Origin of the sequence: Streptomyces sp. HNM0645 (genome assembly GCF_030056615.1) — a bacterium.
Classification (GTDB): domain Bacteria; phylum Actinomycetota; class Actinomycetes; order Streptomycetales; family Streptomycetaceae; genus Streptomyces; species Streptomyces marianii.
On the sequence record NZ_JASHLT010000008.1, the window covers coordinates 135,147 to 161,918 of the forward strand.

General features: G+C 70.6%; 20 protein-coding genes and 2 tRNA genes. 12 read left to right on the forward strand and 10 right to left on the reverse strand.

All coding sequences use genetic code 11. From position 1 onward, the window contains the following. Positions 1-30: 30 nt before the first annotated feature. A tRNA-Pro gene (locus QMZ92_RS07440) sits at positions 31-107 on the reverse strand. Between the two features lie 186 nt (positions 108-293). Here QMZ92_RS07440 and QMZ92_RS07445 point away from each other — a divergent pair. Beyond that, positions 294-367: transfer RNA gene (locus QMZ92_RS07445), tRNA-Gly, on the forward strand. A gap of 332 nt (positions 368-699) precedes the next feature. On the opposite strand, the gene QMZ92_RS07450 is transcribed toward QMZ92_RS07445, so the two are convergent. After that, on the reverse strand, positions 700-894 hold the full coding sequence (locus tag QMZ92_RS07450) for a hypothetical protein (RefSeq protein WP_138055233.1): 195 nt from the start codon (positions 892-894) through the stop codon (positions 700-702). A 400-nt stretch (positions 895-1,294) separates the two neighbouring features. On the opposite strand from QMZ92_RS07450, the gene QMZ92_RS07455 reads away from it, so the two are divergent. Further along, positions 1,295-2,494, forward strand: a complete 1,200-nt coding sequence (locus QMZ92_RS07455) for an acyltransferase family protein (protein WP_283296416.1) — start codon at positions 1,295-1,297, stop codon at positions 2,492-2,494. Here the strand turns inward: QMZ92_RS07455 and QMZ92_RS07460 are convergent. Then, complete coding sequence (locus tag QMZ92_RS07460; protein WP_283296417.1) at positions 2,442-2,891, reverse strand: HD domain-containing protein; 450 nt, start codon at positions 2,889-2,891, stop codon at positions 2,442-2,444. The two genes, QMZ92_RS07455 and QMZ92_RS07460, sit on opposite strands and share 53 nt — an antisense overlap. A gap of 36 nt (positions 2,892-2,927) precedes the next feature. Further along, positions 2,928-4,070, reverse strand: a complete 1,143-nt coding sequence (locus QMZ92_RS07465; protein WP_283296418.1) for a PP2C family protein-serine/threonine phosphatase — start codon at positions 4,068-4,070, stop codon at positions 2,928-2,930. 106 nt (positions 4,071-4,176) lie between these two features. Between QMZ92_RS07465 and QMZ92_RS07470 the strand changes: the two genes are divergently transcribed. Then, positions 4,177-5,406, forward strand: a complete 1,230-nt coding sequence (locus QMZ92_RS07470) for a GNAT family N-acetyltransferase (RefSeq protein WP_283296419.1) — start codon at positions 4,177-4,179, stop codon at positions 5,404-5,406. A gap of 137 nt (positions 5,407-5,543) precedes the next feature. On the opposite strand, the gene QMZ92_RS07475 is transcribed toward QMZ92_RS07470, so the two are convergent. From QMZ92_RS07475 to QMZ92_RS07485, 3 genes are all read right to left on the reverse strand, one after another. Next, positions 5,544-6,362: an Fpg/Nei family DNA glycosylase gene (locus tag QMZ92_RS07475; RefSeq protein WP_283296420.1), complete on the reverse strand. Its 819-nt coding sequence runs from the start codon at positions 6,360-6,362 to the stop codon at positions 5,544-5,546. Next, positions 6,362-6,856, reverse strand: coding sequence for a ribose-5-phosphate isomerase (locus tag QMZ92_RS07480; RefSeq protein WP_283296421.1), 495 nt, complete (start codon positions 6,854-6,856; stop codon positions 6,362-6,364). The genes QMZ92_RS07475 and QMZ92_RS07480 overlap by 1 nt, the downstream gene beginning before the upstream one ends. 517 nt (positions 6,857-7,373) lie before the next feature. Continuing rightward, positions 7,374-7,970, reverse strand: coding sequence for a biotin transporter BioY (locus QMZ92_RS07485; RefSeq protein ID WP_283296422.1), 597 nt, complete (start codon positions 7,968-7,970; stop codon positions 7,374-7,376). A gap of 283 nt (positions 7,971-8,253) precedes the next feature. Between QMZ92_RS07485 and QMZ92_RS07490 the strand changes: the two genes are divergently transcribed. The 3 genes from QMZ92_RS07490 to QMZ92_RS07500 all read left to right on the forward strand — a co-directional run bounded on the left by QMZ92_RS07490 (position 8,254) and on the right by QMZ92_RS07500 (position 12,223). Then, entirely contained in the window at positions 8,254-9,648 is a 1,395-nt protein-coding gene (locus tag QMZ92_RS07490) for an amino acid permease (RefSeq protein ID WP_283296423.1), read from the forward strand. A 113-nt stretch (positions 9,649-9,761) separates the two neighbouring features. Beyond that, positions 9,762-11,243 (forward strand): amino acid permease, encoded by a 1,482-nt coding sequence (locus tag QMZ92_RS07495; protein ID WP_283296424.1) that lies wholly within the window; start codon positions 9,762-9,764, stop codon positions 11,241-11,243. Between the two features lie 335 nt (positions 11,244-11,578). Continuing rightward, entirely contained in the window at positions 11,579-12,223 is a 645-nt protein-coding gene (locus QMZ92_RS07500; RefSeq protein WP_283296426.1) for a superoxide dismutase, read from the forward strand. Positions 12,224-12,388: 165 nt separating this feature from the next. Here QMZ92_RS07500 and QMZ92_RS07505 read toward each other — a convergent pair whose 3' ends face one another. After that, a complete protein-coding gene (locus QMZ92_RS07505; protein WP_283296428.1) occupies positions 12,389-13,021 on the reverse strand; it encodes a mycothiol-dependent nitroreductase Rv2466c family protein in 633 nt (210 codons plus the stop codon). Positions 13,022-13,156: 135 nt separating this feature from the next. Between QMZ92_RS07505 and pepN (QMZ92_RS07510) the strand changes: the two genes are divergently transcribed. The 3 genes from pepN (QMZ92_RS07510) to QMZ92_RS07520 all read left to right on the forward strand — a co-directional run bounded on the left by pepN (QMZ92_RS07510) (position 13,157) and on the right by QMZ92_RS07520 (position 17,485). Continuing rightward, positions 13,157-15,748, forward strand: a complete 2,592-nt coding sequence (gene pepN / locus QMZ92_RS07510) for an aminopeptidase N (protein WP_283296429.1) — start codon at positions 13,157-13,159, stop codon at positions 15,746-15,748. A gap of 177 nt (positions 15,749-15,925) precedes the next feature. Continuing rightward, on the forward strand, positions 15,926-16,933 hold the full coding sequence (locus QMZ92_RS07515) for a hypothetical protein (protein ID WP_283296430.1): 1,008 nt from the start codon (positions 15,926-15,928) through the stop codon (positions 16,931-16,933). A 141-nt stretch (positions 16,934-17,074) separates the two neighbouring features. Continuing rightward, the gene (locus QMZ92_RS07520) at positions 17,075-17,485 is read left to right on the forward strand and encodes a RidA family protein (RefSeq protein WP_283296431.1); all 411 of its coding nucleotides are present in this window, start codon (positions 17,075-17,077) and stop codon (positions 17,483-17,485) included. 73 nt (positions 17,486-17,558) lie between these two features. Here the strand turns inward: QMZ92_RS07520 and QMZ92_RS07525 are convergent, their stop codons facing one another. After that, positions 17,559-18,068, reverse strand: coding sequence for a hypothetical protein (locus QMZ92_RS07525; RefSeq protein ID WP_283296432.1), 510 nt, complete (start codon positions 18,066-18,068; stop codon positions 17,559-17,561). A gap of 496 nt (positions 18,069-18,564) precedes the next feature. Then, positions 18,565-19,032 (reverse strand): NUDIX hydrolase, encoded by a 468-nt coding sequence (locus QMZ92_RS07530; protein ID WP_283296433.1) that lies wholly within the window; start codon positions 19,030-19,032, stop codon positions 18,565-18,567. A 406-nt stretch (positions 19,033-19,438) separates the two neighbouring features. Here QMZ92_RS07530 and QMZ92_RS07535 point away from each other — a divergent pair, with 406 nt between their 5' ends. The 3 genes from QMZ92_RS07535 to pepN (QMZ92_RS07545) all read left to right on the forward strand — a co-directional run bounded on the left by QMZ92_RS07535 (position 19,439) and on the right by pepN (QMZ92_RS07545) (position 26,772). Further along, a complete protein-coding gene (locus tag QMZ92_RS07535; protein WP_283296452.1) occupies positions 19,439-22,768 on the forward strand; it encodes a S8 family serine peptidase in 3,330 nt (1,109 codons plus the stop codon). A 191-nt stretch (positions 22,769-22,959) separates the two neighbouring features. Continuing rightward, positions 22,960-23,988, forward strand: a complete 1,029-nt coding sequence (locus QMZ92_RS07540; RefSeq protein ID WP_283296434.1) for an aspartate-semialdehyde dehydrogenase — start codon at positions 22,960-22,962, stop codon at positions 23,986-23,988. A 213-nt stretch (positions 23,989-24,201) separates the two neighbouring features. After that, positions 24,202-26,772 (forward strand): aminopeptidase N, encoded by a 2,571-nt coding sequence (pepN, locus tag QMZ92_RS07545; protein WP_283296435.1) that lies wholly within the window; start codon positions 24,202-24,204, stop codon positions 26,770-26,772.

A 26,772-nucleotide genomic window follows, 5' to 3' on the forward strand; every position in this document is an offset into this window, starting at 1 on the left:
GCGATCTTGGCCCAGGCGTGATCGCGATGTTGGTCGGGGTGGCGGGATTTGAACCCACGGCCTTCCGCTCCCAAAGCGGACGCGCTACCAAGCTGCGCCACACCCCGTCGGTGCGAACGTAGGGTACATGCCCCCAGGCAGTGGTCAGCTCCCATTTCCCGCGGGTCAGCCGGGCACACGTCGCCGTTCGGGGCGGCGAGGGCACGGCCGGGGCAACGGGTGTGCGGCGGACGCCGGGAACCCGCTACGATGCTCTTCGTGCCGTGGCCACCACGACCTGCGGCGCGGTGCTTGCGGGCGTAGCTCAATGGTAGAGCCCTAGTCTTCCAAACTAGCTACGCGGGTTCGATTCCCGTCGCCCGCTCCACTTGGCTCAGGGCCAGGTCAGAGGGCTGTTCCTCTGCCTGGCCCTGATGCGTTCCACGAACTTCGCACGGCCTTGCGCGCCCGTACGCACGCGACCCGAACGTGCCCTCGCACCGCTCGGGTGGGCGCCCCGAGTCCACTACGGCTCCGGCGTCGGCCGGCACCGGCTCGCCCTCGAACGAGGCGGGAGCGACCGTCGACCCGCCCACGGACACGCGCCGACGTGAGCCGAACCCGCTCGGTACGAGGTCCCGCCGCATCCGTGTCGGCCCGGCAGAAGCCGGGCAGGCGGGACCGATGAGCGCTGAACGGAAGAAGACGAGCGAAATGCGCTCAGAATCTGATCGCGTTGATCGAATCCGCCAGCGAGTCCAGAAAGTTGTCGATCGCCGGCGCCATACCGGTCGAGGCGAGGAAGAAGCCGAAGAGCGCCGCGACTATCGCGGGCCCGGCCTTGATCGAACCGCCACGGATCATCACCACGAGGATGATCGCCAACAGCAGCACCACAGACAGTGAAATGGCCACAACTGATCACACCCTCGGTCGGTCCGCCTTGCCCACCGGGAGGCATACGGCCCCGCACACCCCCGCCCCACCATCGTGCCACCAACAGCCGGGCCGTGGTGACCGCCTGACGGATCATCGGCGCATGGATCGGATCACATCACGATGCGCCGACGAGTGGGCGGCGGCGCGTCACCGCTTACTGCTACCCGACGGTGCGAAATACACACATGCGGGTCACAGGAAATTGAGACAATACCGGTGAGGAAATTCACCGATGACTCAAGCTTCGACATTTCACCCCGTTTAAGCGGGATTAATTGGGGCATATCGGACGTTTGACGGTTGTGTCGGTGACGAATACAGGAGATCTTCCCGGTGGGTTTTACGAATTCCATTGGACCCGGTTAGGGTGCCTCGAATGTTCCACGCTCCGAATGGACTGCAGAGGGACCGCGTCCCCGACGCCTCCCGTGAGCCGGAGCCCCTCCCGGGGAGGACAGCGACGGCCGAAGCGACACCGCCCGCCCCACCGGCACCGGCGGCGCAGGAGGCACAGGCGGCGCCGGTCAAGAGACGCGACGCCTACTTCGACAACGCCAAGTACCTCGCCATCGTGCTGGTGGCGGTGGCTCACGCGTGGGAGCCGGTGATGGACGGCAGCCGCGCCACCAGGGCGGCGTACATGTTCGTCTACACCTTCCACATGCCGGCGTTCATCATCATCTCCGGCTACTTCTCGCGGAGTTTCCAGGCCCGCCCCGACCAGCTGAAGCGGCTGGTCAGCGGTGTCGTGGTGCCGTTCTTCGTCTTCGAGGTCGCCTACACGCTCTTCAAGCGGTGGGCCGACGACGACCCCGACTACCCCTTCAGCCTGACCGATCCGCTGTACCTCACGTGGTTCCTGATCGCGCTGTTCGTGTGGCGGCTGTCGACGCCGCTGTGGCGTTCGATCAAGTATCCGCTGGCGGTGGCCCTGGTCATCGCGTCGCTCGGCTCGCTCACCCCGGGGATCGGCCAGGACCTCGACCTCCAGCGCATCCTGCAGTTCCTGCCGTTCTTCGTGCTGGGTCTGTCGATGCGGCCGGAGCACTTCCAGATGCTGCGGCGCCGGGATGTGCGGCTGCTGGCGCTTCCGGTGGTCGCGGGCGCGGCGGTGTTCACCTACTGGGTGGCTCCGGACGTACGGATGGGCTGGTTCTACCGCTCGACCAGCGCCGAGGAGCTGGACGCGCCGTGGTGGGCGGGTCCGCTGATGACCTTCGGGCTGTTCGGCTGCGCGCTGCTGCTGACGGCCGCCTTCCTCGCCTGGGTGCCGCGCCGCAGGACGTGGTTCACCGTGCTGGGCGCGGGCACCATCTGCGGCTACCTGCTCCACGGCTTCATGGTGAAGTCCCTCGACTACCTCGGACTGGTGGCCCAGTACCCGTGGCTGGCGGAGCCGGCCGGGGAGATCGTGGTCACGCTCGTCACGGCCGCGGCCGTGACGCTGTTCTGCACCCCGCCGGTGCGGCGTGCGCTGCGGTTCGCGACCGAGCCCGAACTGTCGTGGGCGTTCCGGCGGGACGTCACCCGGCTGTCAGACCGAGCAGCCGCCTCATCGCCGCGTACTTCGCGGTGAGCCGGGCCCGGGTCGGTTCGTCGAGCAGGGCGAGCCGGTCCGGATCGGCGTTGTGGGCGAGGTCTGCCTCCTTGACGAGACGGGCGCCCGGTGTGGCGAGGATGCGCCGGGCGTACGACTCGGCGTCCTCCCCCGGGCGCTTGGTCATGGCGTCCACCAAGTCCTTCACCTGTTGCGGGAGTTCGGCTGCGGCCAGCCATTCCCGCGACAGCGCGTCGTCCTCGATCGCGTCGTGCAGCCAGGCGGCGGCGATCTGCTCGTCGGTGCCGCCCCGCGTCCTCACTCCGTCCGCCACCGCCCGGATGTGCTCGGCGTAGGGCCGTCCTGCCTTGTCCGTCTGGTGCGCGTGGGCATCCCGGGCGATCGCCTCGACCTGGTCGAGCGTGAGTTTGGGCATGCGCCCGACTGTACGGGCGCCCCGCCGGCCGTGAGGTCACGGCTCCCGGCGGATCAGCAGCAGGGCCCGGTCGTCGTTGACGTCCTTCGCCACGGCCTCGATGAGGTGCCAGGCGGCCCCCTCGAAACCCGTCGCCACATAGCGGTCGGCCTCACCGGTGAGCCGGTCCATGCCCTCGGCGATGTCCCGGTCGTTCGCCTCGACGAGCCCGTCGGTGAAGAGCATCAGCACGTCGCCCGGGCTCAGAGTGCCCTTGACCGGGTCGAACTGGGCGCCCTCGTACACTCCGAGCAGCGGGCCCTCCGCGGCCTGCTCCTCCCAGCGGCCCGAGCCCGCGTGGAGCTGGAGTGCCGGCAGATGGCCCGCGGAGAGCAGTTCGTAGTCGCCGGAGTCCAGGTCGAGCACGAGGTGGACGGAGGTCGCGAAGCCCTCGTCCCAGTCCTGACGCAGGAGATAGCCGTTGGCGGCGGGGAGGAAGCCGTGCGGAGGGAGGGAGCCGAGCAGCCCGCCGAAGGCGCCGGACAGCAGCAAGGCGCGCGACGCGGCGTCCATGCCCTTGCCGGAGACGTCGGTGAGGACGACTTCGAGGGTGCGGCCGCCGTTGGTGCGGGCGGCGACGACGAAGTCCCCGGAGAACGACTGGCCGCCGGCCGGGCGGAGGGCCATCTCGCGGTGCCAGCCCTGCGGCAGTCGCGGCAGGGCGCTCTGTACCCGGATCCTCTCGCGCAGGTCGAAGAGCATCGTGCCGCCCCGCCGCCAGGGCACCCCGACGCGGGCGCGGAACTGGGCGATGAGCAGACCGAAGAATCCGCAGGCGGCCACGACCAGCACCGTCCCCGGCGTGACCCGGGCCGGCCCTTCCGTGTAGGGGCCGAGCACGAGTGACTCGACGATCAGCGCCAGGGCCGCGGCCGCGTACAGACCGAGCAGGCTCGCGGGCCGCAGCAGCAGTCCGCCCGCGACGATCGGCAGGACGAGGGCGGCCGGCGTGCACCAGACCGGCATGAGGATGGTGCCCCAGGCGATCGCCGGGACGGTCAGCAGGAGCCCGGCCAGCGCGATCCAGTCGGAGCCGTCGCCGCGGAAGTAGTCGACCCCGGACCTGCGCAGCGTCGTGCGGGCCCGGTGCGTGGCTTTGCGCATCCGGGCCGTGTACGAGTCCGCTGCGCCACGTGCCATCGTCGGCGACCCTATCCACACCTTCGTCCGGCGTGGAGGGGGACCCCATGACATTGCGTTCGAAATCGGGTCGCGACGGGACGCGGTGCCCTGGTAGGCATGGCGCATGACGACTGAACTGCGAGTACTCCGTCGCGAGGAGTGGGACCGGTGGTACGGGAGGCTGGAGCTCGCCTTCGGCGGCGTCCCGGAGTCCCCGTCGGAACGCGAGCTCTGGAACGAACTCACGGAGTGCGAGCGTTCGATCGGCGTGCGGGACGGCGGAGACTGGGTCGGCACAGCAGGTGCGTTCTCCTTCCGGGTGTCGGTCCCGGGCGGCTCGTTCGTCCCCGCCGCCGGGGTCACGATGGTGAGTGTGGCCGCCACCCACCGGCGGCGCGGGGTGCTCACGTCGATGATGCGTCGCCAACTGGACGACGTCCGCGCGCTGGGTGAGCCGCTGGCGCTGCTGACGGCCTCGGAACCGGAGATCTACGGCCGCTTCGGATACGGCATCGCGACCCACCAGCTGAATCTGGACATCGACACCGTGCGTGCGCGGATCACCGCGCCGCCCGGGACCGACGACGTGCGGTTGCGGTTCGCCCCGGCCGCGGAGTCGGCGGAGGCGTGCGAGGCGCTGTACCTGAGCACGCTCGGCTCACGGCCCGGGATGCTCGCGCGCACCCCCGGCTGGGAGCGGCTTCCGCTGCTCGACCCGCCCGCCCAACGCGAGGGCGCCTCGGCGATGCAGTGCGTCCTCGCCGAACGGGACGGCGAGGTCGTGGGCTACGTCCGCTTCCACAACAAGCCGGATTGGGACGCCTCGGGGCCGAACGGCTCGATCCTGCTGCGGGACATCGACGCGCTGGACCCGGCTGCGTACGCGGCGCTGTGGCGCTTCCTCTTCGGCATCGACCTGACGACGCGGATCCGGGCGCGCAACCGGCCGGTGGACGACCCGCTGCTGCATCTCGTCTCGGACGTCCGGCGCTGCGGCGTCCGGGTACGGGACTCGCTGCACGCCCGGCTGGTCGACGTGGGGGCGGCGCTGGAGGCGCGGACGTACCGGACGCCGGTGGACGTGGTGCTGGAGGTCGAGGACGCGTTCTGCCCCTGGAACGAGGGCCGTTGGCGCCTCTCGGGAGATGCCAAGGGCGCGTCGTGCGAGCGCACGGCAGGCCCGGCCGATCTGTCCCTGGACGTGAGGGAGTTGGGCGCCGCCTACCTGGGCGGGGTGACGCTTTCGTCCCTGGCCGGGGCCGGCCGGGTGCGCGAACTGCGCGGTGGCGCGCTGGCGGAGGCGTCGACGGCCTTCACCTCCGACGTGGCGCCCTGGCTGCCGCACGGCTTCTAGTGCTGTGACCGGAAGGGTTCGCCGGCTCGCGACGCCCGGCACGGCACCTCGCGGCGTTGTCGGAGGCGCCCGAGTACGCCCAGTACGAGGGCACCGCAGCTGTCGTCGCGCGTCCGCCGGGGACTGCGGGACAGCCCTCAGGCGGGCTGGCAGCCGGGACACCAGAAGAGGTTGCGGGCGGCGAGACCGGCGGTGCGGATCTCGCCGCCACAGACATGGCAGGGCAACTGTGCCCGGCGGTACACGTAGACCTCGCCGCCGTGGTCGTCGACGCGCGGCGGCCGGCCCATCGCCTCCGGAGTGTGCTCGGGCCGGACGGTGTCGATGCGGTTGTTCCGTACGCCCTCGCGCATCAGGCCGACCAGGTCCCCCCAGAGGGCGTGCCATTCCCGCTCGGTGAGGTCCCTGCCCGCGCGGTACGGATCGATGCCGTGCCGGAAGAGGACTTCCGCTCGGTAGACGTTGCCGACGCCCGCGACGACCTTCTGGTCCATGAGCAGGGCGGCGATCGTCGTGCGGGAGCGGGAGATCCTCGCCCAGGCGCGCTCGGGACCGTCGTCGGACCGTAGCGGGTCGGGGCCCAGCCGCGCGTGTATCGCGGCCTTCTCGCCGTCCGTGATCAGGGCGCAGGCCGTGGGGCCCCGCAGATCGACGTACGAACTGGTGTTCGCGAGCCGCAGGCGCACGGTGTCGGTGGGAGGCGGCGCGGGCGCGTCGCCGAAGTCCACCTTGCCGAACAGGCCGAGGTGGATGTGGATCCACTCACCGCCGTCGGAGCCCCCGAAGCCGAGGAAGAGGTGCTTGCCGTGGGCCTCGGTGCGCTCCAGGACCGTGCCGTCGAGCAGTGCCGCGGAGTCGGCGAACTTACCCTGCGGGCTGGTGACCCGCACGGACCGGCCGCCGAACCGTTCCCGGTAGTCGGCGGCCAGTCGGTGGATGGTGTGCCCTTCGGGCATCAGGCGGTCGGCTCCTGGGGGTGGTGGGCCGGAATCGGGGGGAGCTCGCCGGTGGCCTCGTACCGCTCGAGCATCTCGATGCGGCGGGTGTGGCGCTCCTCGCCCGAGTACGGGGTCTTGAGGAAGACCTCGACGAAGGTGGTTGCCTCGTCGGTCGTGTGCATCCGGGCACCGACCGCGATGACGTTGGCGTTGTTGTGCTCACGCCCAAGGGCGGCTGTCTGCACGCTCCAGGCCAGCGCGGCCCGGACGCCCTTGACCTTGTTCGCGGCGATCTGCTCGCCGTTGCCGGAGCCGCCGATCACGATGCCGAGGCTGCCCGGGTCGGCGACGGTCCGCTCGGCGGCGCGCAGGCAGAACGGCGGGTAGTCGTCCTGGGCGTCGTAGACGTGGGGGCCGCAGTCGACGGGCTCGTGGCCGTGGGCCCTGAGCCACTCGACAAGGTGGTTCTTGAGTTCGAAGCCGGCATGGTCGGAGCCGAGGTAGACGCGCATGGTCCGAGTGTGGCACGCGCGAGGCGGGGCAGCCGCCAGCGGGGTCCGGCGACGGGCCCTGTCGGATGAACCGCTCGACTGCGGAGAGCACGATGCGACGTGCCCGTCACCACGATCGGCAGCCAGGTGTTCCTTACCGACGCACCGACGCACCGACGCACCGACGCACCGACGCGGCATCGGCTCGAATGCTCGGGCTCGTCACCCCAGCGGACTCCCACACGCGGGTAATCGTCCCCCAGCCCCCAGCCGACCCTCACGAAGACAGGCACGAATGCCGGTGACCCGGCATCTCCCGCCTTCCGACGGCCTCAAGCGGCTGACACCGACCGCCGCCGCTCCCGCTCCGGGCCCGGCGGCGGGAACGGCACCCGACCGAACGAGGGGTGCCCCGCACGAAAGCGCGGGGCACCCCTCGTCTTGTGCGGTCACCGTCCGCCCTGCGGAACCGAACCGGTCGCGTGCCCGGCCCATCGTCGGCCCTCGGACGCGGGACGGCCCCGGACGGCCGGGGCACTCAGCCCCGGCGGCCGAGGAGCCTCCAGGCGGCGGGCAGCGCGCCCATCGCGAGCGCGGCCTTGAAGGCGTCGCCGATCAGGAACGGGGTGAGGCCGGCCGCCACGGCCTCGGGCAGCGTCATGCCGGTGGCGAGCGCCAGGTACGGCACGCCGATCGCGTAGATGACCGCGGAGCCGAGCACCATCGCGCCCGCGGTGCGCAGGACGGAGCGGTCCGCGCCGCGCCGGGCGAGGGCACCGACGACGGTGGCGGCGACCAGCATGCCCAGGATGTAGCCGAGGGACGGCATGGCCCAGCCGGAGGACGCCTCGGCGAACCAGGGCATGCCCGCCATTCCGGCGAGGGCGTACAGGGCGAGCGAGAGGAATCCGCGGCGCGCGCCGAGCGCGGTGCCGACCAGCAGGGCGGCGAAGGTCTGTCCCGTGACCGGGACCGGGGAGCCCGGCACGGTGACGGAGATCTGCGCGGCGACACCGGTGAGCGCGGCGCCGCCGACGACCAGGGCCGCGTCCACCGCGGACTTGGCGCGCGATGCGGGCAGCAGATCGGCGAGGACCAGCCCCGGGCGGGTGGCGGAAACGGCAGCAGTGCTCATCGGGACTCCGGATACGAGGGCGGTGACGCCGTGTGGGTGTTGGCGTAGTTGTGGACATGGCGACGTTAGCCCAGCGGTGAACGATCGATCACCGTCAGTCGACGACAAAGGCCCGCGACGCCGCATGGTGGAGTTCACACAAACTGATGATGACAAGCGTCAGAAGCGCGTGATGCTCGTCACTGAGGTGGGGGACCAGCAACGCCGTTTTGGTGAAGCGGGCGAGGCTCGGGAAGACTGTAGGTTCTTGCCAAATTCCAGCACAGCCGAGAGTCCCGAGCACATGCACGACGCACCGCCCGGCCCACTGGTCACCGAGGCCGAACCCCTCTCCCACGGGCTGAAGCAGCGTCATCTGACGATGCTCGGGCTCGGCGGGGTGATCGGGGCGGGGCTGTTCGTCGGTTCCGGTGCGGGCATCGCGCTCGCCGGCCCCGGCATCGTGGTCTCGTACCTCCTCGCCGGCGCGCTGGCGATGCTGGTGATGCGGATGCTCGGCGAGATGTCCGCGGCGACGCCCGCGTCCGGCGCGTTCTCCGTGCACGCCGAGCGGGCCCTCGGCCGCTGGGCGGGATTCACGGTCGGCTGGCTCTACTGGTTCCTGCTCGTGGTCGTGCTCGCCGTGGAGGCGACCGGCGCGGCGACGATCGCCAACGGCTGGGTGCCGGGCGTGCCGCAGTGGACCTGGGTGCTGATCTTCATGGTGGTCTTCACCGCCGCCAACCTCGCCGCCGTGCGGAACTTCGGCGAGCTCGAGTTCTGGTTCGCCGCGCTGAAGGTCGGCGCGATCGTGCTGTTCCTGGTGCTCGGCGCGCTGGCGGTCTTCGGTCTGCTGCCGGCCACCGAACCGGTGGACCTGGCCCGTCTCACCGGAGAGGGCGGCTTCCTGCCCAACGGCTGGGAGGGCGTCGTCGCCGGGGTCCTCGCCGTGGTCTTCGCCTTCGGCGGGCTGGAGGTCGTGACGATCGCGGCGGCGGAGTCCGACGACCCGGCGCGCGCGGTCGGACGCGCGGTGCGCAGCGCGGTGTGGCGCATCCTCCTCTTCTATGTCGGCTCGATGCTGGTCATCGTGACCGTGCTGCCATGGACGGCGGTGCAGCCGGGCGAGAGCCCGTACGTCGCGGTCCTGGGCGCGATCGGGGTACCGGGGGCCGGTCAGATCATGAACATCGTGGTGTTCGTGGCGCTGCTGTCCGCCCTCAACGCCAATCTGTACGGCTCGTCGCGGATGGTGTTCTCGCTGGCCGAGCGCGGCGAGGCGCCGGCGGGGCTGCTCAGGGTCTCCGGCGGCGGGGTGCCGCGCCGGGCGGTGTTCGCGTCCGTCGCGTTCGGTTTCGTGTCGGTCCTGCTCAACCTGAAGTGGCCGGACACCGTGTTCCTCCACATGCTGAACGCGGTCGGCGCGGTGCTGCTGTTCGTATGGGGCCTGATCGCCGTGTCGGAGTTGCGGCTGCGCCGCCGGATCGAGCGCGAGGCCCCGGAGAGGCTGACGTTGCGGATGTGGTGCTTCCCGTGGCTGACCTGGGTGGCGCTCGCCGGGATCGTGGCCGTGCTCGTGCTGATGCTCGGCGACCGGACCGCCCGACCCCAGGTGCTGTGGTCGGCCGCGGCGACGGCGCTGGTGCTGCTGGTGGCGGGACTACGGGAGTTGCGCGACATACGGGCGAGCCGTGTCTAGTCCTTCACATTGTGTGAGCATCTTGTCCGTATAGCGGTCATCGATGCTCGGTGAACGGTACTCCCCCCAGACTGTGGGCCACTCCCCCCATCCGCTCATGAACAGGCACACCCATGTCTCGGACCTCGGCGCCCGAACCCGCCGGCCCCCAAGCCGGCTCGTCGCTCGCCCACGGCCTCAAGCAGCGCCATCTGTCGATGATCGCCCTCGGCGGGGTGATCGGCGCCGGCCTCTTCGTCGGCTCAGGTGCCGGTATCGCCGCCGCCGGCCCGTCCATCGTCATCGCCTACGCCGTATCCGGCCTGCTCGTCATGCTCGTGATGCGCATGCTCGGCGAGATGTCCGCGGCGAACCCGGCCTCCGGTTCCTTCTCCGTACACGCCGAGCGGGCGCTCGGCCCTTGGGCGGGCTTCACCGCGGGCTGGTCGTTCTGGGTGCTGTTGTCGGTCGCCGTCGGTCTGGAGGGCATCGGCGCGGCGAAGATCGTCAGCGGCTGGCTGCCCGGAACCCCGGAGTGGGCCTGGGTCGCGCTGTTCATGCTGGTGTTCTGCGGCACCAACCTGGCGGCGGTACGCAACTTCGGAGAGTTCGAGTTCTGGTTCGCCGCGCTCAAGGTCGGCGCGATCACGCTCTTCCTGATCCTCGGCGGCCTGGCCATCCTCGGTGTGCTGCCGGGGACGGAGGCGCCCGGCACCGCCAACCTCACGGGCGGCGGGGGTTTCCTGCCGCACGGGGCGGAGGGGCTGGTCATCGGCCTGCTCGCGTCGGTCTTCGCATACGGCGGCCTGGAGACGGTGACCATCGCGGCGGCCGAGTCCGAGCACCCGGTCCAGGGGGTCGCCCGGGCCGTGCGCACCGCGATGTGGCGGATCGCGCTCTTCTACATCGGCTCCATGGCGGTCATCGTCACGCTCGTGCCGTGGGACGACCCGGACGTCGCCAACCCCGACAAGGGCCCGTACGTCACCGCGCTGAACCACCTGGACATCCCCGGCGCCGGTCCCGTGATGCAGATCGTCGTGCTGGTGGCGCTGCTGTCCGCGATGAACGCCAACATCTACGGCGCCTCCCGTATGGCGTACTCCCTGGTCGCGCGAGGCCAGGGCCCGAAGGCGATCGGCCGGGTCTCGGGCGGGGTGCCGCGGATCGCGGTGCTGGTCTCCTCCGTCTTCGGCTTCCTGTGCGTACTGCTCAGCTACTGGCGTCCGGACGACGTCTTCCCGTGGCTGCTGAACATGATCGGCGCCGTCATCCTCGTCGTCTGGCTGTTCATCGCGGTCTCCCAGCTGGTGCTGCGGCGTCGCACGGAGCGCGTCGCCCCCGAGAAGCTCGTGGTGCGGATGTGGCTGTTCCCGGTGCTGACCTGGGTCGCCATCGCGGGCATGCTCGCCATCTTCGTCCTGATGCTGCGCCAGCCCGGCACCCGTGACCAGTTGATGGCGACCGGTCTGATGACGCTGGTGCTGGCCGCCTCCGGCGCGGTGATGCAGCGCAGGCGCAGGGCCGAGTCCGAGAACGGCGCGACGGGCGGTTCCGGCGGCGCCGGAACCGCCGAACGGGACGCGGTGCCCGCGGCGGAGTCCGCCGAGTACTGAGCGGGAGCCGTCCGCGGCACAGGACCCCCGGGCCCGGAAGGGCCGGGGGTCCTCGCACGTGCGGAGCGGGAGGGCGGCCTCGGGTGTACGGCCCTCGGCACCACCGGCGGACCGAAGGGGCGGCCCGTCACGTACGCGCGGACGATGACGCCCGCCGGGCTGCGGGAGATCGCGTCGTACGCCCGGTGGGCATGGCCCGGTGCCGAATCCGCCGGGCTTCGCCCGTCGCGACGCCCGACGCGGCACCAGGTCGAAGGGCTGATCACGCCAGGCCCCCTCCTGCTGTTAACCTGCAATTGCGAACTACTTGCAATAAGCAGTCGGAGGGCTCGGACATGGCCATGTACACGCTTCCTGAACTTCCGTACGACTACGCGGCCCTGGAGCCAGTGATCAACCCGCAGATCATCGAGCTGCACCACGACAAGCACCACGCCGCCTACGTCAAGGGCGCCAACGACACCCTCGAGCAGCTGGCCGAGGCGCGCGACAAGGAAGCCTGGGGCTCGATCAACGGCCTGGAGAAGAACCTCGCGTTCCACCTCTCCGGCCACATCCTGCACAGCATCTACTGGCACAACATGACCGCGCCCAAGGAGGGCGGCGGCGGCGAGCCGCTGGCCGCGGACGGTGTCGGCGAGCTGGCGGACGCGATCACCGACTCCTTCGGCTCCTTCGCCAAGTTCAGGACCCAGCTGTCGAAGGCCGCCGCGACCACCCAGGGCTCGGGCTGGGGCGTGCTCGCCTACGAGCCGGTCAGCGGCCGGCTGATCGTCGAGCAGGTCTACGACCACCAGGGCAACGTCGGCCAGGGCTCGGTACCGATCCTGGTCTTCGACGCCTGGGAGCACGCCTTCTACCTGCAGTACAAGAACCAGAAGGTGGACTTCATCGACGCCATGTGGGGCGTCGTCAACTGGCAGGACGTGGCGAAGCGCTACGCCGAGGCCAAGGACCGCACCCCCCTGATCACCCCGTGACCCTGGCCCCGTCACGGCCGTAGGCCGTCCTGCTCGTGATCGTCTTCTCAACCTTCACCGGCAGGCGGAAAGAAGAAGGACCCCCGCGGATGAGGCACCTCCCAGGCATCGCTCCGGGGGTGTGACTCGCGGGGGTCCTTCCGTTTCCGGCCCTGGGCGGGTGCGTCAGGAGAAGTCGGGACCCTTCGTCCGGGTGCGCTTGATCTCGTAGAAACCCGGGATCGACGCCACCATCAATGTGCCGTCCCACAGCCTCGCCGCCTCCTCGCCCTTGGGCGCAGGGGTGACGACCGGGCCGAAGAACGCGATCTGCCCTCCGTCCGCGCCGGGCACCGCGATCACGGGCGTGCCGACGTCCCGGCCGACCTTGGAGATGCCCTCGTCGTGGGAGGCGCGCAGCTCGGCGTCGTAGGCGTCCGAATCGGCGTAGTCCGCGAGCCCGGCCGGCAGGCCCACGGCCTCCAGTGCCTCCAGGACCACCTCGAGCGTGGTCCCGCGGCCCTCGTTGTGGATCCGGGTGCCGAGGGACGTGTAGAGGGGGCCGACGACCTCGTCGCCGAACTTCTGCTGGGCGGCGGTCACGACGCGCACGGGACCCCAGGCGTTCCTCATCGCCTCCCGGTACTCCTCGGGGAGCTCGTCCATCCGGTCCTCGTTGAGCACCGCCAGGCTCATGACGTGCCAGCGGACCTCCACCGGCCGCACCTTCTCCACCTCGAGCATCCAGCGGGAGGTCATCCAGGCCCAGGGGCACAGCGGGTCGAACCAGAAGTCGGCGGGGGTCCTGTCGTCGGACATGTCACTCCTCGTACTCGTGATGGGCGCGCGCTCCGGGACTCAACACCGGCGCTCGCCGACCGCATTCCCCTGTGCCCCCGGTCACGACCGCGTGCGAGGATCGGCCCTGTCCGAACGAGACACGAAGGAGTGGACGTGCCCGGAGAGAATCTGTCCCGCGACGAGGCCCGCACCCGGGCCGAGCTGCTGTCGGTCGACGGGTACGAGGTCTTCCTCGACCTGCGGTCCGCGACCGCGGAGAGCGAGGAGGCGCAGCCGCGGACGTTCCGCTCGGTCACCACGATCAGGTTCCGGCGCACCGGCGAGGGCGACAGCACCTTCGCCGATCTCGTCGCCCCTTCGGTGAACGCGGTGACGCTGAACGGCCGCGAGCTCGACCCGGCCGAGGTCTTCGACGGCTCCAGGATCACCCTGAGCGGCCTGCAGGCCGAGAACGTCCTGGTGGTGGACGCGCAGTGCGCGTACAGCCGGACCGGCGAGGGCCTGCACCGGTTCGTCGACCCGGAGGACGGCGAGGTCTATCTGTACACGCAGTACGAGCCCGCCGATGCCCGGCGGGTCTTCGCCGACTTCGAACAGCCGGACCTGAAGGCCCCGTTCCGATTCGAGGTGGCCGCGCCCGAGGACTGGACGGTCTGGAGCAACGGCGCGGTCGAGTCCCGCGAGGGCGGGACCTGGCGGTTCGCGGAGACCAGGCCGATCTCCACCTACATCACGGCCGTCGTCGCCGGTCCCTACCACCACGAGTCCGACCTCTACACCCGCACCCTCGACGACGGCCGGACGCTGGAGATCCCGCTCGGCGCCATGTGCCGCAGGGGGTTGGCCAAGCACTTCGACGCGGACGACATCTTCCTGGTCACCAAGCAGGGCCTGGACTTCTTCCACGACCACTTCGACTACCCCTACCCCTTCGGGAAGTACGACCAGGCGTTCGTGCCCGAGTACAACATCGGCGCGATGGAGAACCCGGGCTGTGTGACCTTCCGGGAGGAGTTCGTCTTCCGGGGCAAGGTGACGCAGGCGTCCTTCGAGCGCCGGGCGAACGTCATCCTGCACGAGATGGCGCACATGTGGTTCGGCGACCTGGTCACCATGCAGTGGTGGGACGACCTGTGGCTGAAGGAGTCCTTCGCCGACTTCATGGGGGCGTTCTCGCTGGTCGAGGCGACCCGCTTCCAGGGCGGCTGGGTGACGTTCGCAAACAACCGCAAGGCGTGGGCGTACCGGGCCGACCAGCTGCCGTCCACCCACCCCGTCACCGCGGACATCCACGACCTGGAGGACGCCAAGCTCAACTTCGACGGGATCACCTACGCCAAGGGCGCCTCGGTCCTGAAGCAGCTCGTGGCGTACGTGGGACCCGACGCGTTCCTGGAGGGCGCGCGGCGCTACTTCAAGCGCCACGCCTACGGCAACACCCGTCTCGACGACCTGCTGTCCGTGCTGGAGGAGACCTCCGGACGGGACCTGAAGGCGTGGTCGCGCTCGTGGCTGGAGACGTCGGGGGTCAACACGCTGACGCCCCTGCTCACCTGCGACGCGGGCGACCGGATCACCGAGCTGGCGGTCGTGCAGGACGGCGAGACCGGGTCCGCCGCCCCGTCGCCGGCGCGGCCGCACCGGGTGGCCGTCGGCCTGTACCGGCACGAGGGCGCCGAGCTGGTGCGCTACGCCCGGGCCGAGGTGGACGTCACCGGGGCCCGGACGGTCGTGGAGGAGCTGGCCGGCCGGGAACGTCCGGCTCTGGTGCTCGTCAACGACGACGACCTGACCTACTGCAAGGTCCGGTTCGACGAGGGCTCCCTGGAGACGCTGCGCGGTCACCTCGGCTCGGTGACGGACCCGCTGGCGCGGGCGGTGTGCTGGTCTGCGCTGTGGAACCTGACGCGGGACGCCCTGATGCCCGCGCGGGACTTCGTCGGGATCGTCCTGGACTTCGCCGGACGGGAGTCGGACATCGGCGTGCTGCAGATGGTGCACGCCTGGGCGCGCACGGCCCTCGTCCACTACGCGGCGCCCGAGTGGCGCGAGGAGGGCGGCCGGCGACTGTCGGAGGGGTCGCTGCGGGAGCTGCGACTCGCGGAGCCGGGCAGCCAGCACCAGCTGACCTGGGCACGGTTCTTCGCGTCCGTGGCGGCCACGGACGCGGATCTCCAGCTGCTCCAGGGCCTGCTGGAGGGCAGCGCCGAGATCGACGGGCTCGACGTGGACCAGGAGCTGCGCTGGGCGTTCCTGGAGCCGCTGGCCTCGCACGGGGTGGCCGACGAGACCGCGGTCGCCGCGGAGCTGGCTCGCGACGACACCGCGTCCGGCAAGCGCCACCAGGTACGCTGCCTGGCCGCACGGCCCTCCGCCGCGGTCAAAGACCAGGCGTGGGCGCAGGTCGTGGAGTCGGACTCGCTGTCCAACGCGCTGGTGGATGCGACGATTTCGGGCTTCACCCAGGCGTCGCAGCGGGCACTGCTCGCGCCGTACGCCGAGAAGTACTTCGCGGCGATCGAACGGGTCTGGGCGGAGCGGTCGATCCAGATCGGCATGGACGTGGTCCGCGGTCTCTTCCCCGCTCTGCAGGACGACGAGGCCACGCTCCGGGCGACGGACGCGTGGCTCGGCTCCCACACGGACGCGCCCCCGGCGCTGCGCCGACTGGTGCTCGAGTCCCGGGACGACCTCGCCCGCGCGTTGCGGGCCCAGTCCTGCGACGCGGCGGCCTCCGGCCGCTGACGGCGACGCCGTTCCGCTGCCGCCGACTCCCCGCCGGGCCCAGGAGCCCGGTGGGGGCCCGATCGGCAGAACTGATCGGCATTCGAACGCCCGTACTTTAGGGCGGGGATGTCCAGAATTGTCGACGACTGTGTAACAGCGGTTAGGAGACCGCGGTCGCGCGGGAATTGGCGGGTCATGAACCACAACACGTCCCTGCCCCCCCGCCCGTTGAGCGACCTCTCCGATGTACGGCGGCGCGTGCTGTCGGCCGCGCAGCTGCGCGCCCGGGGCGTGACCGCCGAGCGCGTCGCCGAGCGATGCGGCCCCGGCGGTCCCTGGCAGCAACTCCTGCCCGGTGTGTTCGTGCTGCACCCGGGGGCGCCCACCAGCGAGGAACGGCTGCACGCCGCGGTCACCTACGCCGGCCGGCCCGACGAGGGCGAGGTCATGGTGACGGGGCTGGCGGCGCTCGCACTGCACCGGTTCGCCTCCGTGCCGTCCCTGACGGCTCTGGAGCGCATCGACGTACTCGTGCCGCGCACCCGGCGGCTGCGCTCGGCCGGCTGCGCCCGGCTGATCCGCACCCACGCGATGCCGAGGCCGGACGTGGTGGCGGGACTGCCCGTCGCCCCCGTGGCGCGTGCGCTGGCCGACGCCGTCGCACGGCTGACCGACCCCGGGGCGGTGCGCAGGCTGCTGACCGAGGCCGTGCGGGCCGGCCACTGTGAACCGGGCGCCGTGGTGGCCGAGTTGACCCGTGCGCGGCTGCTGTCCCGTCCCCACGTCGTGGACGCGGTCGACCGCCTCCTCGCCGAGGGGCGTACGGTCGCAGAGGGCCGCCTCTACGACCTCGTACGACTGTACGGACTTCCTGAACCGGTGTGGAACGTGGATCTGCGTCTGCCGGGCGGCCCCCAGCTGGGCAGCGTGGACGCGTACTGGCCCGAGCAGGCGGTCGCCGTCGAACTCGACACCCGCGCCCCGCGCCCCGCGGCCGCCCCGGACGGGCCGGACGCGGACCCTGAGTGGTCCGCGTCCGGCCGCAGGCGCGAGCATCTGGAGCGGCTCGGGATCACCGTCGTACGGATCGCGCCCAGGAAGCTGCGGGACTTCCCCGTGCAGCAGGCGATGGTGCTCCGTACGGCCCTGATGGCCTCCTCGGACCGGGAGCCGACGCCGTATGTCGTCGTACTCCCCCGCTAGGGTGCGGGCCGGAGGCCCCCGTCCAGACGGGACTTTCGAACCACGCCCCAGGCTTGTTCTTTTGACCTCGCGCCGCGTCGGACGGTCGGCGGTGGGACAAATTTCGGTGCGTGCCGGGGGCAGACTGGTCAGACTCACGGCATGACAGCGAAGATCAGCCGCATCAACCCCGATCAGTTGCATGGGACACCGGGCTACCACCACATCACCGTGGTGGAGACCGGCCGAACGGCCTATCTTGCCGGGCAGTGCCCCCTCGACCCGGGCGGCTCTCTCGTCGGCCCGGGCTCCCTCGAGGTGCAAGTCGATCAGGTTGTCGTGAACGCACTTGCTGCCCTTGCGGCGGTGAATGCTCAGCCGCAGCACGTGGTGCGTTCGGTGATCTACGTGCGGAGCAATGACAGGGAGGACCTGGGCCTCGCCTGGAACCGGCTTACCGCTTCCGCCCTCGGACCGGCCTTCACGTCCGCCAGTACGCTCTTGGGGGTCGCACAGCTGGGCTTCGCAGGGCAGCTGGTCGAGGTGGACCTCACCGTCGCGCTGCCCGACTGAGCGGCCTCACGCCTCGAACAGCGCCTCGAACTGCTTCGCCCACATGGTCATGGTGCGATCCATCGGCGCGTTGTCAGTCTTGGGCGGTCACCCCGAGATCATGGCGCATCGCGGTCCTCATGGCCCGGAGCATGTTCCAGATCTCTGCCTGGGCCCGGACCGCTGCGGCCATCGTCTCCCCAGGTTCGGGCTCTTGTCGCTCAAGGCGTTTGACCTGGCCATAGACCGTGTTCAGGGCCTGATTGACTTCACTTGCGCGTGCGAGCACCTCGTCAGGGGCGATCATCTGTGCTTCGGAGTATCTGTCGCGATGGGCTCCTTTTGCCTGATCGAGTGCCTCACTGTCGGTCTCCTCGACACCGCGTTCTCGCATGGCGTGCAGACAGCGGTTGAGCGCTGTGGTGAACTGGCGTGCATCCCGGTTGAGTTCCATGTAGCAAGTGCGTCGGAGGAGCAGGTTCTCGCGAACCTCCTCCTGGTCTCGCAGCAGCTCTATTTCGCGTCGTTTTGCCCGTTCGGAGGCGCGTTGGGTGAGGAACGATCCCCCCAGCGTTCCGGCCACACCTGCCACCGCGATGATCACAGAGCCAAGATCCACAGATCCCCCCTCGAAGCCGCTTGCAGTCACATCACCCACCGCTCGCTGCCTCACTGTCAAGCGCCGGACCGCTGGTGCGTCGGGGTTTGGTGCCCTTCTTGTGGTGGGCGGGACGGCTGTGGGCCTCGCCGGTGGCGAGGACGCGGCCCACGTCGCGACGGGTGTCCGGGCGGCGGTTCACCCGCGCGTCCGGTGAATGCCCAGGTGAGCGACCCGGTTCGAGGTACGTTTCGACGTCGTCAGACAAACGACGAGCCAAGGGCGGCCTCCCGGCCGTAAGGACGTCCGGTCACCTTCCCGGGCTACGAGCCCGACGGGCTCGTAGCCGGTGCCGGAGCAGTGCCGGCCGCCACCGGGTCGAGCTGCGGCAGGACGTGCCGTCAGGCGGGTCTCCCGTCCGCGTGCCGTCGCGAACGTGCCCGGCGGACAGGACCCCGGGCCGGGCGGGCGGAGTTGGGGGTGCGCGGAGGCCGAGCGGACGTCAGCCCGTGCCGTGGACTCCGCCGTCCACACGGCCGAGCGCGGGCCGCGTCCGCCACAGCTCCAGTCCGATGTCGACCAGCGCGACCCGCTCGAGTGCCGCGACGGAGCCCAGGGGGTGCCAGGCGGCGAGGTCGGTGGATCCGTCGGGCTCGGGGCGCGGCTCACCGGCGGTGACCCTGGCCTCGTAGACGATGCGCAGACTCTGGAAGTCCACACCGGGGCCGAACCTGCCGGGCCTGCGCGTGGTCATGGAGTCGACCCCGAGCAGCGCCGTCACCTCGGCCGTGCAGCCCGTCTCCTCAGCCACCTCGCGCACGACCGTCGCAACCGGGTCCTCGCCGTGGTCCATGCCCCCGCCGGGCAGGGTCCAGCGCCTGGTTCCGTCACGGGCCACCCACCGCGCGAGGAGCATCCGCCCGTCCTGTACGCACACGGCGTACGCCGCGACCCTCAACTGCTGCTTCATGCACAGAGGTTAGGCGTCGAGCCGCCCGCGCGCCCGCCCCTGGCACCGACCGCCCGCCCGGCGGCGGCCAAGGCGCCCCGGCACCACGCGCGGACGCGCGAGAGCCGACCGCCCGAAGGGGACTGCGCTCCGCGGCCATGGACAACGTCCGGCGCCGAACCCGTTGAACGGTGCCGAATCCGTGGGCCGATTTCCGGAAACCGTCCATTGTTGAACGGCCTGACAGGCCGGATGGATGGGCTATACGCCCCTTTGTCCCCGTGGCGCATGTTCCGCCAGTGGCGGATGTCCGCCATGGCCGCATCCCGCCTCTGCCAACTCTCCACAAACCCCTGTCACTTGCGAAAGGCTGAGCGGTCATCCGGTACCGAATTCCGGACCCTTCTTTCACAAAACAGGGATGCTGATGACAACCCTCGAGTCCCAGGGCTCCATATCCGGGCCAAGACGCGTGGCCCGGATCGCCGCCGCCGCATGCCTCGTGGCCGCGCTGGTGGCCACCGGCGCCGCCCCCGCCTTCGCCGCCACCTCGCTGGACGACCCGGCGGGCGGCCCGGTCAAGACCGCCGATACGCCCGCCGACAAGCTCGGCCGGGCGGACGCCCAACTCCTCGCCGAAGCCGAGGTGAAGGGCCAGAAGACCGTCACCGTGATGGTCGCCACCGTTCCCGGCCGGACCGAGCAGGTCGCCGGCCAGCTGGACGCCGTTCCCGGCGCCGTCGTCGGCCAGACGGACGACAAGCTCGGCTACGTCCGGGCCACACTCCCCACCGCCAGGGCGAAGAGCGCCCTCGGCAAGGCCGGTGAACTCTCCACGGTCCAGGGCATGGACCTCCAGCGCGAGATCAAGCTGGACGATCCGAGGCCGGACGCGGGCGCCAGGGGTACCGCTTCCGCCGCCTCGAAGTCGGCCACCTACCCGGGGCCGAGCAGGAGGACCCCGGCGAAGAACCCGTACAACCCGTCCCACGAGACGGGTGCGGTGGAGTTCGTCGAGGACCACCGGAAGGCCGACGGCCGCGGCGTGACCATCGGCATCCTCGACTCCGGGATCGACCTGGGCCACCCGGCCCTGCAGAAGACCACCACCGGCGAGCGCAAGATCGTCGACTGGGTGACCGCGACCGACCCGGCAAGGGACGGCGACGGCACCTGGCGGCGGATGGACACCGGGGTGACCGGACCCGTGTTCACCGTGGGCGACCGCAGCTGGAAGGCACCGGCCGGCGAGCACCGGTTCAGCGTCTTCGAGGAGCGGGCCACCCTAGGCGGCGACATGGCCGGAGACCTCAACCGCGACGGCGACACCACCGACAAGTGGGGCGTGCTGTACGACGCCGCCGCCGGCACCGTCCGCGTCGACCTGAACGACGACGCCGACTTCACCAACGACGTCGCGATGAAGCCGTACAAGAACGGCCACCAGGTCGGGTACTTCGGTACCGACGACCCCGCCACCGAGATCGCCGAGCGCATCCCGTTCGTGGTGGAGATCCGCAAGGACGTCGAGTTCGAGGCCGGGAAGTTCTCCGACTACGTCAACATCGGCGTCATCGAGGGCTCGCACGGCACCCACGTGGCCGGCATCGCCGCCGCCAACGGCCTCTTCGGCGGCCGGATGAACGGCGCGGCGCCCGGCGCCAAGCTGGTCTCGTCGCGCGCCTGCACCTGGAGCGGCGGCTGCACCAACATCGCGCTGCTCGAGGGCATGCGCGACCTCGTCGTCAACCGCGGCGTGGACATCGTCAACATGTCCATCGGCGGTCTGCCCGCGCTGAACTACGACGACAGCGACCGCGGCGACGACGCGGACAACGCGCGCGCCCTCCTCTACAACCGCCTGATCGACACCTACGGGGTCCAGCTGGTCATCTCGGCCGGCAACTCGGGTCCCGGTGTGAACACGATCGGCGACCCGGGCCTGGCGAACAAGGTCGTGTCGGTCGGTGCGGCGATCTCCCGCAGCACCTGGGCCGCCAACTACGGTTCGCAGGTCAAGAAGCGGTACAGCATGTTCAACTTCTCCTCCCGAGGCCCGACGGAGAACGGCGGCTTCACGCCGACGATCTCCGCGCCCGGCTCGGCGATCAACACGATCCCGACCTGGCAGGCGGGCGCCCCGGTGGCCGAGGCCGGCTACAGCCTGCCCGCGGGCTACGGCATGCTGAACGGCACGTCGATGTCCTCGCCGCAGGCCGCGGGCGCGAGCGCGCTCCTCATCTCCGCCGCCAAGCAGCGCCACATCAAGCTCTCCCCGCTCACCCTGCGGACCGCGCTGACCAGCACCGCCAAGCGCATCCCCGGAGTGAAGGCGCACGAGCAGGGCGCGGGCCTGATCGACGTCGAGGAGGCCTGGGAGTCCATCCGGGACGGCGCCACCGCCCACGCCTACTCGGTGAAGGCACCGGTCGACACCGCGCTCGACCACCTGCTGAAGCCGGAGGCGGGCTTCGGAGCCGGCATCTACGACCGCGAGGGCGGGCTGAAGCCCGGCCAGCGCAAGACGTACGACGTCACCATCACGCGCACCAGCGGCCCGAACCGGCCGATCGAGCACGAGCTGGACTTCCGTAACAACGACGGCACGTTCCGTATCCTCGGCGACGACGAGGTGGACCTGCCGCTGAACCAGCCGGTCACCGTGAAGGTGCAGGCCAGGGCCGCTTCCGCCGGTGTGCACAGCGCCATCCTGGAGGCGGACGACGAGCGCACCGAGGGTGTCGACAAGCAGATCCTCACCACCGTGGTCGCCTCGAACGAGCTGGTGAAGCCGGGCTACTCCTACTCCGCCAAGGGGTCGGTGCAGCGCAACAGCTTCAAGTCCTACTTCGTCACGGTGCCGAAGGGCGCCAGGACGCTGGAGGTCGCGCTCGGCGGTCTCGCCGAGGGCAGCCAGACCCGGTTCATCTCGATCCACCCGTACGGCGTGGCCTTCGAGAGCACGGCATCCACGGTCTGCTACCCGAACTACGACAACCCGGCCAACACCTGCCGCCCGGACGTGCGTTCCTACCCGAACCCGCAGCCGGGCGTCTGGGAGATCGAGGTCGAGTCGCGCCGTACGTCCCCGGTGCTGGACAACCCGTACAAGCTGGACGTCACGCTGCTCGGAGCCACCTTCGACCCGGCGGTGAAGACCCTCCCGGAGGCCGAGGTCGGCACGCCGGCGACGGTCGACTGGAAGGTCACCAACGACGCGGCCGCGCTGGAGGGCAGGCTGCAGGGCGGCTCGCTCGGCTCCGCGAAGACGGCGGCGCCGACCATCGCGCAGGACGAGCGCCAGGTGTCCACGGTCACGATCGGCGCGGGCGTCGAGCGGCTGGACGTCGTCATCGGGAACACCTCCGACAAGGGCGCCGACCTGGACCTCGCGGTCCTCAAGGACGGCAGGCTCGTCGGCCAGTCCGCGGACGGCGACTCCGAGGAGTCGGTGTCGCTGGCCAACCCGGCCGCCGGTACGTACACGATCCTCGTCGACGGCTACGCGGTGGCGCCCGGCGGCACCACGTACGACTACAAGGACGTGTACTTCTCCTCGGCACTCGGCACCGTGAAGGTCGACGAGTCGAAGAGCGTCTCGCTGGCCAACGGCGCGAGCGCGCAGATCTCCGCCGAGGTGCTGGTGGGTGGTCCCGCGCCGGAGGGCCGCCGGTTCTTCGGCGAGGTCCGGCTGCTGAACGCGCGCGGCACCGCCGCGGGCACCGGCAGCGTGGTGATCGAGAAGGTCGTTCCGTAGCGGAATGACCTGGTCACGAGGGCGGGCGTCCGGCGGGACGCCCGCCCTCCGTGCGTGCGGGACTCCTCGGGTGTGAGGAAGGCCATGCGTCCCGCCCCTCGGACAATGGATTGGACAAAACGGCCGTGGACAGACGCATCATGGAGGACAGCCAGGCCATGCAGGCTGCACAAACGTACGGAGGAGTCCCCGTGAAGGTCGGAATCGTCGGAGCCACCGGGCAGGTCGGCACGGTCATGCGCAAGATCCTCGCCGAGCGGAAGTTCCCGGCCGACGAGCTGCGGCTGTTCGCGTCCGCCAGGTCCGCGGGGTCCACGATCGAGTGGCAGGGTCGGGAGATCACCGTCGAGGACGCCGCCACCGCCGACTACTCCGGCCTGGACATCGTGCTCTTCTCGGCCGGCGGCGCGACCTCCCGGGCGCTCGCCGAGAAGGTCGCCTCCCAGGGTGCCGTCGTGATCGACAACTCCTCCGCCTGGCGCCGGCACCCCGAGGTACCGCTGGTCGTCTCCGAGGTGAACCCGCACGCGGTCAAGGACCGCCCGAAGGGGATCATCGCCAATCCGAACTGCACGACCATGGCCGCGATGCCCGTGCTGAAGCCGCTCCACCGGGAGGCCGGGCTCACCTCGCTCGTCGCCACCACGTACCAGGCCGTCTCCGGCTCGGGCCTGGCCGGTGTCGCCGAGCTCGACGGCCAGGTGCGGGCCGTCGCCGAGCGGGCCGCCGAGCTGACGCACGACGGTGAGGCCGTCGTGTACCCGGAGCCGGGCGTCTACCAGCGCCCCATCGCGTTCAACGTGCTCCCGCTGGCCGGTTCGATCGTCGACGACGGCTCCCACGAGACCGACGAGGAGCAGAAGCTCCGCCACGAGTCCCGCAAGATCCTGGAGATCCCGGAGCTCAAGGTCTCCGGCACCTGCGTCCGCGTCCCCGTCTTCTCCGGGCACTCGCTGCAGGTCAACGCGCGCTTCGAACGTCCGCTGAGCGTGGAGCGGGCCTACGAGCTGCTGGCGGGCGCGGAGGGCGTCGAGCTCTCGGACATCCCGACCCCGTTGCAGGCCGCGGGCAAGGACGCCTCGTACGTGGGCCGCATCCGGGTCGACGAGACCGTGGAGAACGGTCTCGCCCTGTTCGTGTCGAACGACAACCTGCGCAAGGGTGCCGCACTGAACGCGGTCCAGATCGCCGAGCTGGTGGCCGACGAGCTCAAGGGCTGATCCGCCCGCCGCACCACGGGGCGGGGTCGCGTGCCGAGCGCACGGGACCCCGCCCCGTCGCCGTGCGGGACCGGCCCGGTGGTCCGGGCGGAGTGGCACCGGAACGGGCCCCGCGGCGGAGTCCGCACAGGGGACGGGCGGGCCGCGGGGGGCCCGTGGAAGGATGGGCCGAAACGTCACATACCGAGGACGCAGAAGCGAGGAGATGACCGGGTGCCTGGCACAAACCTGACCCGCGAAGAGGCACAGGCGCGGGCGCGCCTGCTCACCGTTGACTCGTACGAGATCGACCTCGATCTCACCGGGGCGCAGGAGGGCGGCACCTACCGGTCCGTGACCACCGTGCGCTTCGACTCCGCGGAGCACGGCGCGGAGACCTTCATCGACCTGGTGGCGCCCGCGGTGCACGAGGTCGTGCTCAACGGCCGCCCGCAGGACGTGGCCGCGGTCTTCAGGGACTCGCGGATCGCGCTGCGTCATCTGCACGAGGGCCCGAACGAGCTGACGGTCGTCGCGGACTGCGCGTACACCAACACGGGCGAGGGGCTGCACCGGTTCGTCGACCCGGTGGACCAGCAGACCTACCTGTACACCCAGTTCGAGGTGCCGGACGCCCGCCGAGTGTTCGCGAACTTCGAGCAGCCCGATCTGAAGGCCACCTTCCGGTTCACCGTGAAGGCGCCCGAGGGCTGGACCGTGGTCTCCAACTCGCCGACGCCGGAGCCCAAGGACAACGTCTGGCACTTCGAGCCGACCCCGCGGATCTCCACGTACATCACCGCGCTGATCGTCGGTCCGTACCACTCCGTGCACAGCTCCTACGAGAAGGACGGGCAGAGCGTGCCGCTGGGCATCTACTGCCGTCCGTCGCTCGCCGAGTTCCTGGACGCGGACGCGGTCTTCGAGGTCACCCGGCAGGGCTTCGACTGGTTCCAGGAGAAGTTCGACTACGCGTACCCGTTCGCGAAGTACGACCAGCTCTTCGTGCCGGAGTTCAACGCGGGCGCGATGGAGAACGCGGGCGCGGTGACCATCCGCGACCAGTACGTGTTCCGCTCGAAGGTGACGGACGCGGCGTACGAGACGCGCGCCGAGACGATCCTGCACGAGCTGGCGCACATGTGGTTCGGCGACCTGGTCACCATGGAGTGGTGGAACGACCTGTGGCTGAACGAGTCGTTCGCCACCTACACGTCGATCGCCTGCCAGGCGTACGCGCCCGGCTCGAAGTGGCCGCAGGCGTGGACGACGTTCGCCAACTCGATGAAGACCTGGGCGTACCGGCAGGACCAGCTGCCGTCCACGCACCCGATCATGGCCGAGATCAACGACCTGGACGACGTGCTCGTCAACTTCGACGGCATCACGTACGCCAAGGGCGCCTCGGTGCTGAAGCAGCTCGTCGCCTATGTCGGCACGGACGAGTTCTTCCGCGGCGTACAGGCGTACTTCAAGCGGCACGCTTTCGGGAACACCCGGCTGACGGATCTGCTGTCGGCGCTGGAGGAGACCAGCGGCCGCGATCTCAAGACCTGGTCCAGCGCCTGGCTGGAGACCGCCGGGATCAACGTCCTGCGGCCGGTGATCGACACCGACACGGCCGGGACGATCACCTCGTTCGCGGTCAAGCAGGAGGCCCCGGCGCTGCCGTCGGGTGCGAAGGGCGAGCCGGTGCTGCGCCCGCACCGCATCGCGATCGGCTTCTACGACCTGGACGGGGCCGGCAAGCTCGTGCGCACGGACCGGGTCGAGCTGGACGTGGACGGCGAGTTCACCGCGGTGCGGGAGCTCGTGGGCAAACACCGCCCGGCGGTCGTGCTGCTCAACGACGACGACCTCACGTACGCCAAGGTCCGTCTGGACGAGGAGTCGCTCAGGACCGTCACCGAGCACCTGGGCGACTTCGCCGACTCGCTGCCCAGGGCCCTGTGCTGGGCCTCCGCGTGGGACATGACCCGCGACGGGGAGCTGCCGACCCGCGACTACCTGTCGCTGGTGCTGTCGGGCATCGGCAAGGAGTCGGACATCGGCGTGGTGCAGTCGCTGCACCGGCAGGTGAAGCTCGCCCTGGACCTGTACGCGGCGCCGGAGTGGCGCGAGACGGGGCTGACGCAGTGGACGGACGCGACGCTGGCGCACCTGCGGTCGTCGGAGGCCGGCAGTGACCACCAGCTGGCCTGGGCGCGGGCGTTCGCGGCGACCGCGCGCACCCCGCAGCAGCTGGATCTGCTGCAGGCCCTGCTGGAGGGCCGGGACTCGATCGAGGGACTGGCCGTGGACACGGAGCTGCGCTGGGCGTTCCTGGAGCGGCTGGCGGCCACCGGGGTCTACGACGAGGAGGAGATCGCGGCCGAGCTGGCGCGGGACCGCACGGCCGCCGGTGAGCGGCACGCGGCGACGGCCCGGGCGGCCCGTCCGACGCCGGAGGCCAAGGCCGAGGCCTGGGAGTCGGTCGTCGCGTCCGGGGCGCTGCCGAACGCGGTGCAGGAGGCGGTCATCGGCGGCTTCGTCCAGACCGACCAGCGCGAGTTGCTCGCTCCCTACACGGAGAAGTACTTCGCGGCGGTCAAGGGCGTGTGGGAATCGCGTTCCCATGAGGTCGCCCAGCAGATCGCCGTGGGTCTCTACCCGGCGCTCCAGGTGTCGGCGGAGACGCTCGACGCGACGGATGCATGGCTGGATTCAGCCGCTCCGAGCGCGGCGCTGCGGCGACTCGTCCTCGAGTCCCGCGCGGGTGTCGAACGGGCGCTGAAGGCCCGCGCGGTGGACGCGGCAGCGTCCTGA

Bases quoted from the DNA above. Each gene is read 5' to 3' on its own strand.
- QMZ92_RS07455 (WP_283296416.1), top strand. From the start codon at position 1,295: ATGTTCCACGCTCCGAATGGACTGCAGAGGGACCGCGTCCCCGACGCC.
- QMZ92_RS07460 (WP_283296417.1), bottom strand. From the start codon at position 2,891: ATGCCCAAACTCACGCTCGACCAGGTCGAGGCGATCGCCCGGGATGCC.
- QMZ92_RS07465 (WP_283296418.1), bottom strand. From the start codon at position 4,070: ATGGCACGTGGCGCAGCGGACTCGTACACGGCCCGGATGCGCAAAGCC.
- QMZ92_RS07470 (WP_283296419.1), top strand. From the start codon at position 4,177: ATGACGACTGAACTGCGAGTACTCCGTCGCGAGGAGTGGGACCGGTGG.
- QMZ92_RS07475 (WP_283296420.1), bottom strand. From the start codon at position 6,362: ATGCCCGAAGGGCACACCATCCACCGACTGGCCGCCGACTACCGGGAA.
- QMZ92_RS07480 (WP_283296421.1), bottom strand. From the start codon at position 6,856: ATGCGCGTCTACCTCGGCTCCGACCATGCCGGCTTCGAACTCAAGAAC.
- QMZ92_RS07485 (WP_283296422.1), bottom strand. From the start codon at position 7,970: ATGAGCACTGCTGCCGTTTCCGCCACCCGCCCGGGGCTGGTCCTCGCC.
- QMZ92_RS07490 (WP_283296423.1), top strand. From the start codon at position 8,254: ATGCACGACGCACCGCCCGGCCCACTGGTCACCGAGGCCGAACCCCTC.
- QMZ92_RS07495 (WP_283296424.1), top strand. From the start codon at position 9,762: ATGTCTCGGACCTCGGCGCCCGAACCCGCCGGCCCCCAAGCCGGCTCG.
- QMZ92_RS07500 (WP_283296426.1), top strand. From the start codon at position 11,579: ATGGCCATGTACACGCTTCCTGAACTTCCGTACGACTACGCGGCCCTG.
- QMZ92_RS07505 (WP_283296428.1), bottom strand. From the start codon at position 13,021: ATGTCCGACGACAGGACCCCCGCCGACTTCTGGTTCGACCCGCTGTGC.
- QMZ92_RS07515 (WP_283296430.1), top strand. From the start codon at position 15,926: ATGAACCACAACACGTCCCTGCCCCCCCGCCCGTTGAGCGACCTCTCC.
- QMZ92_RS07520 (WP_283296431.1), top strand. From the start codon at position 17,075: ATGACAGCGAAGATCAGCCGCATCAACCCCGATCAGTTGCATGGGACA.
- QMZ92_RS07530 (WP_283296433.1), bottom strand. From the start codon at position 19,032: ATGAAGCAGCAGTTGAGGGTCGCGGCGTACGCCGTGTGCGTACAGGAC.
- QMZ92_RS07535 (WP_283296452.1), top strand. From the start codon at position 19,439: ATGACAACCCTCGAGTCCCAGGGCTCCATATCCGGGCCAAGACGCGTG.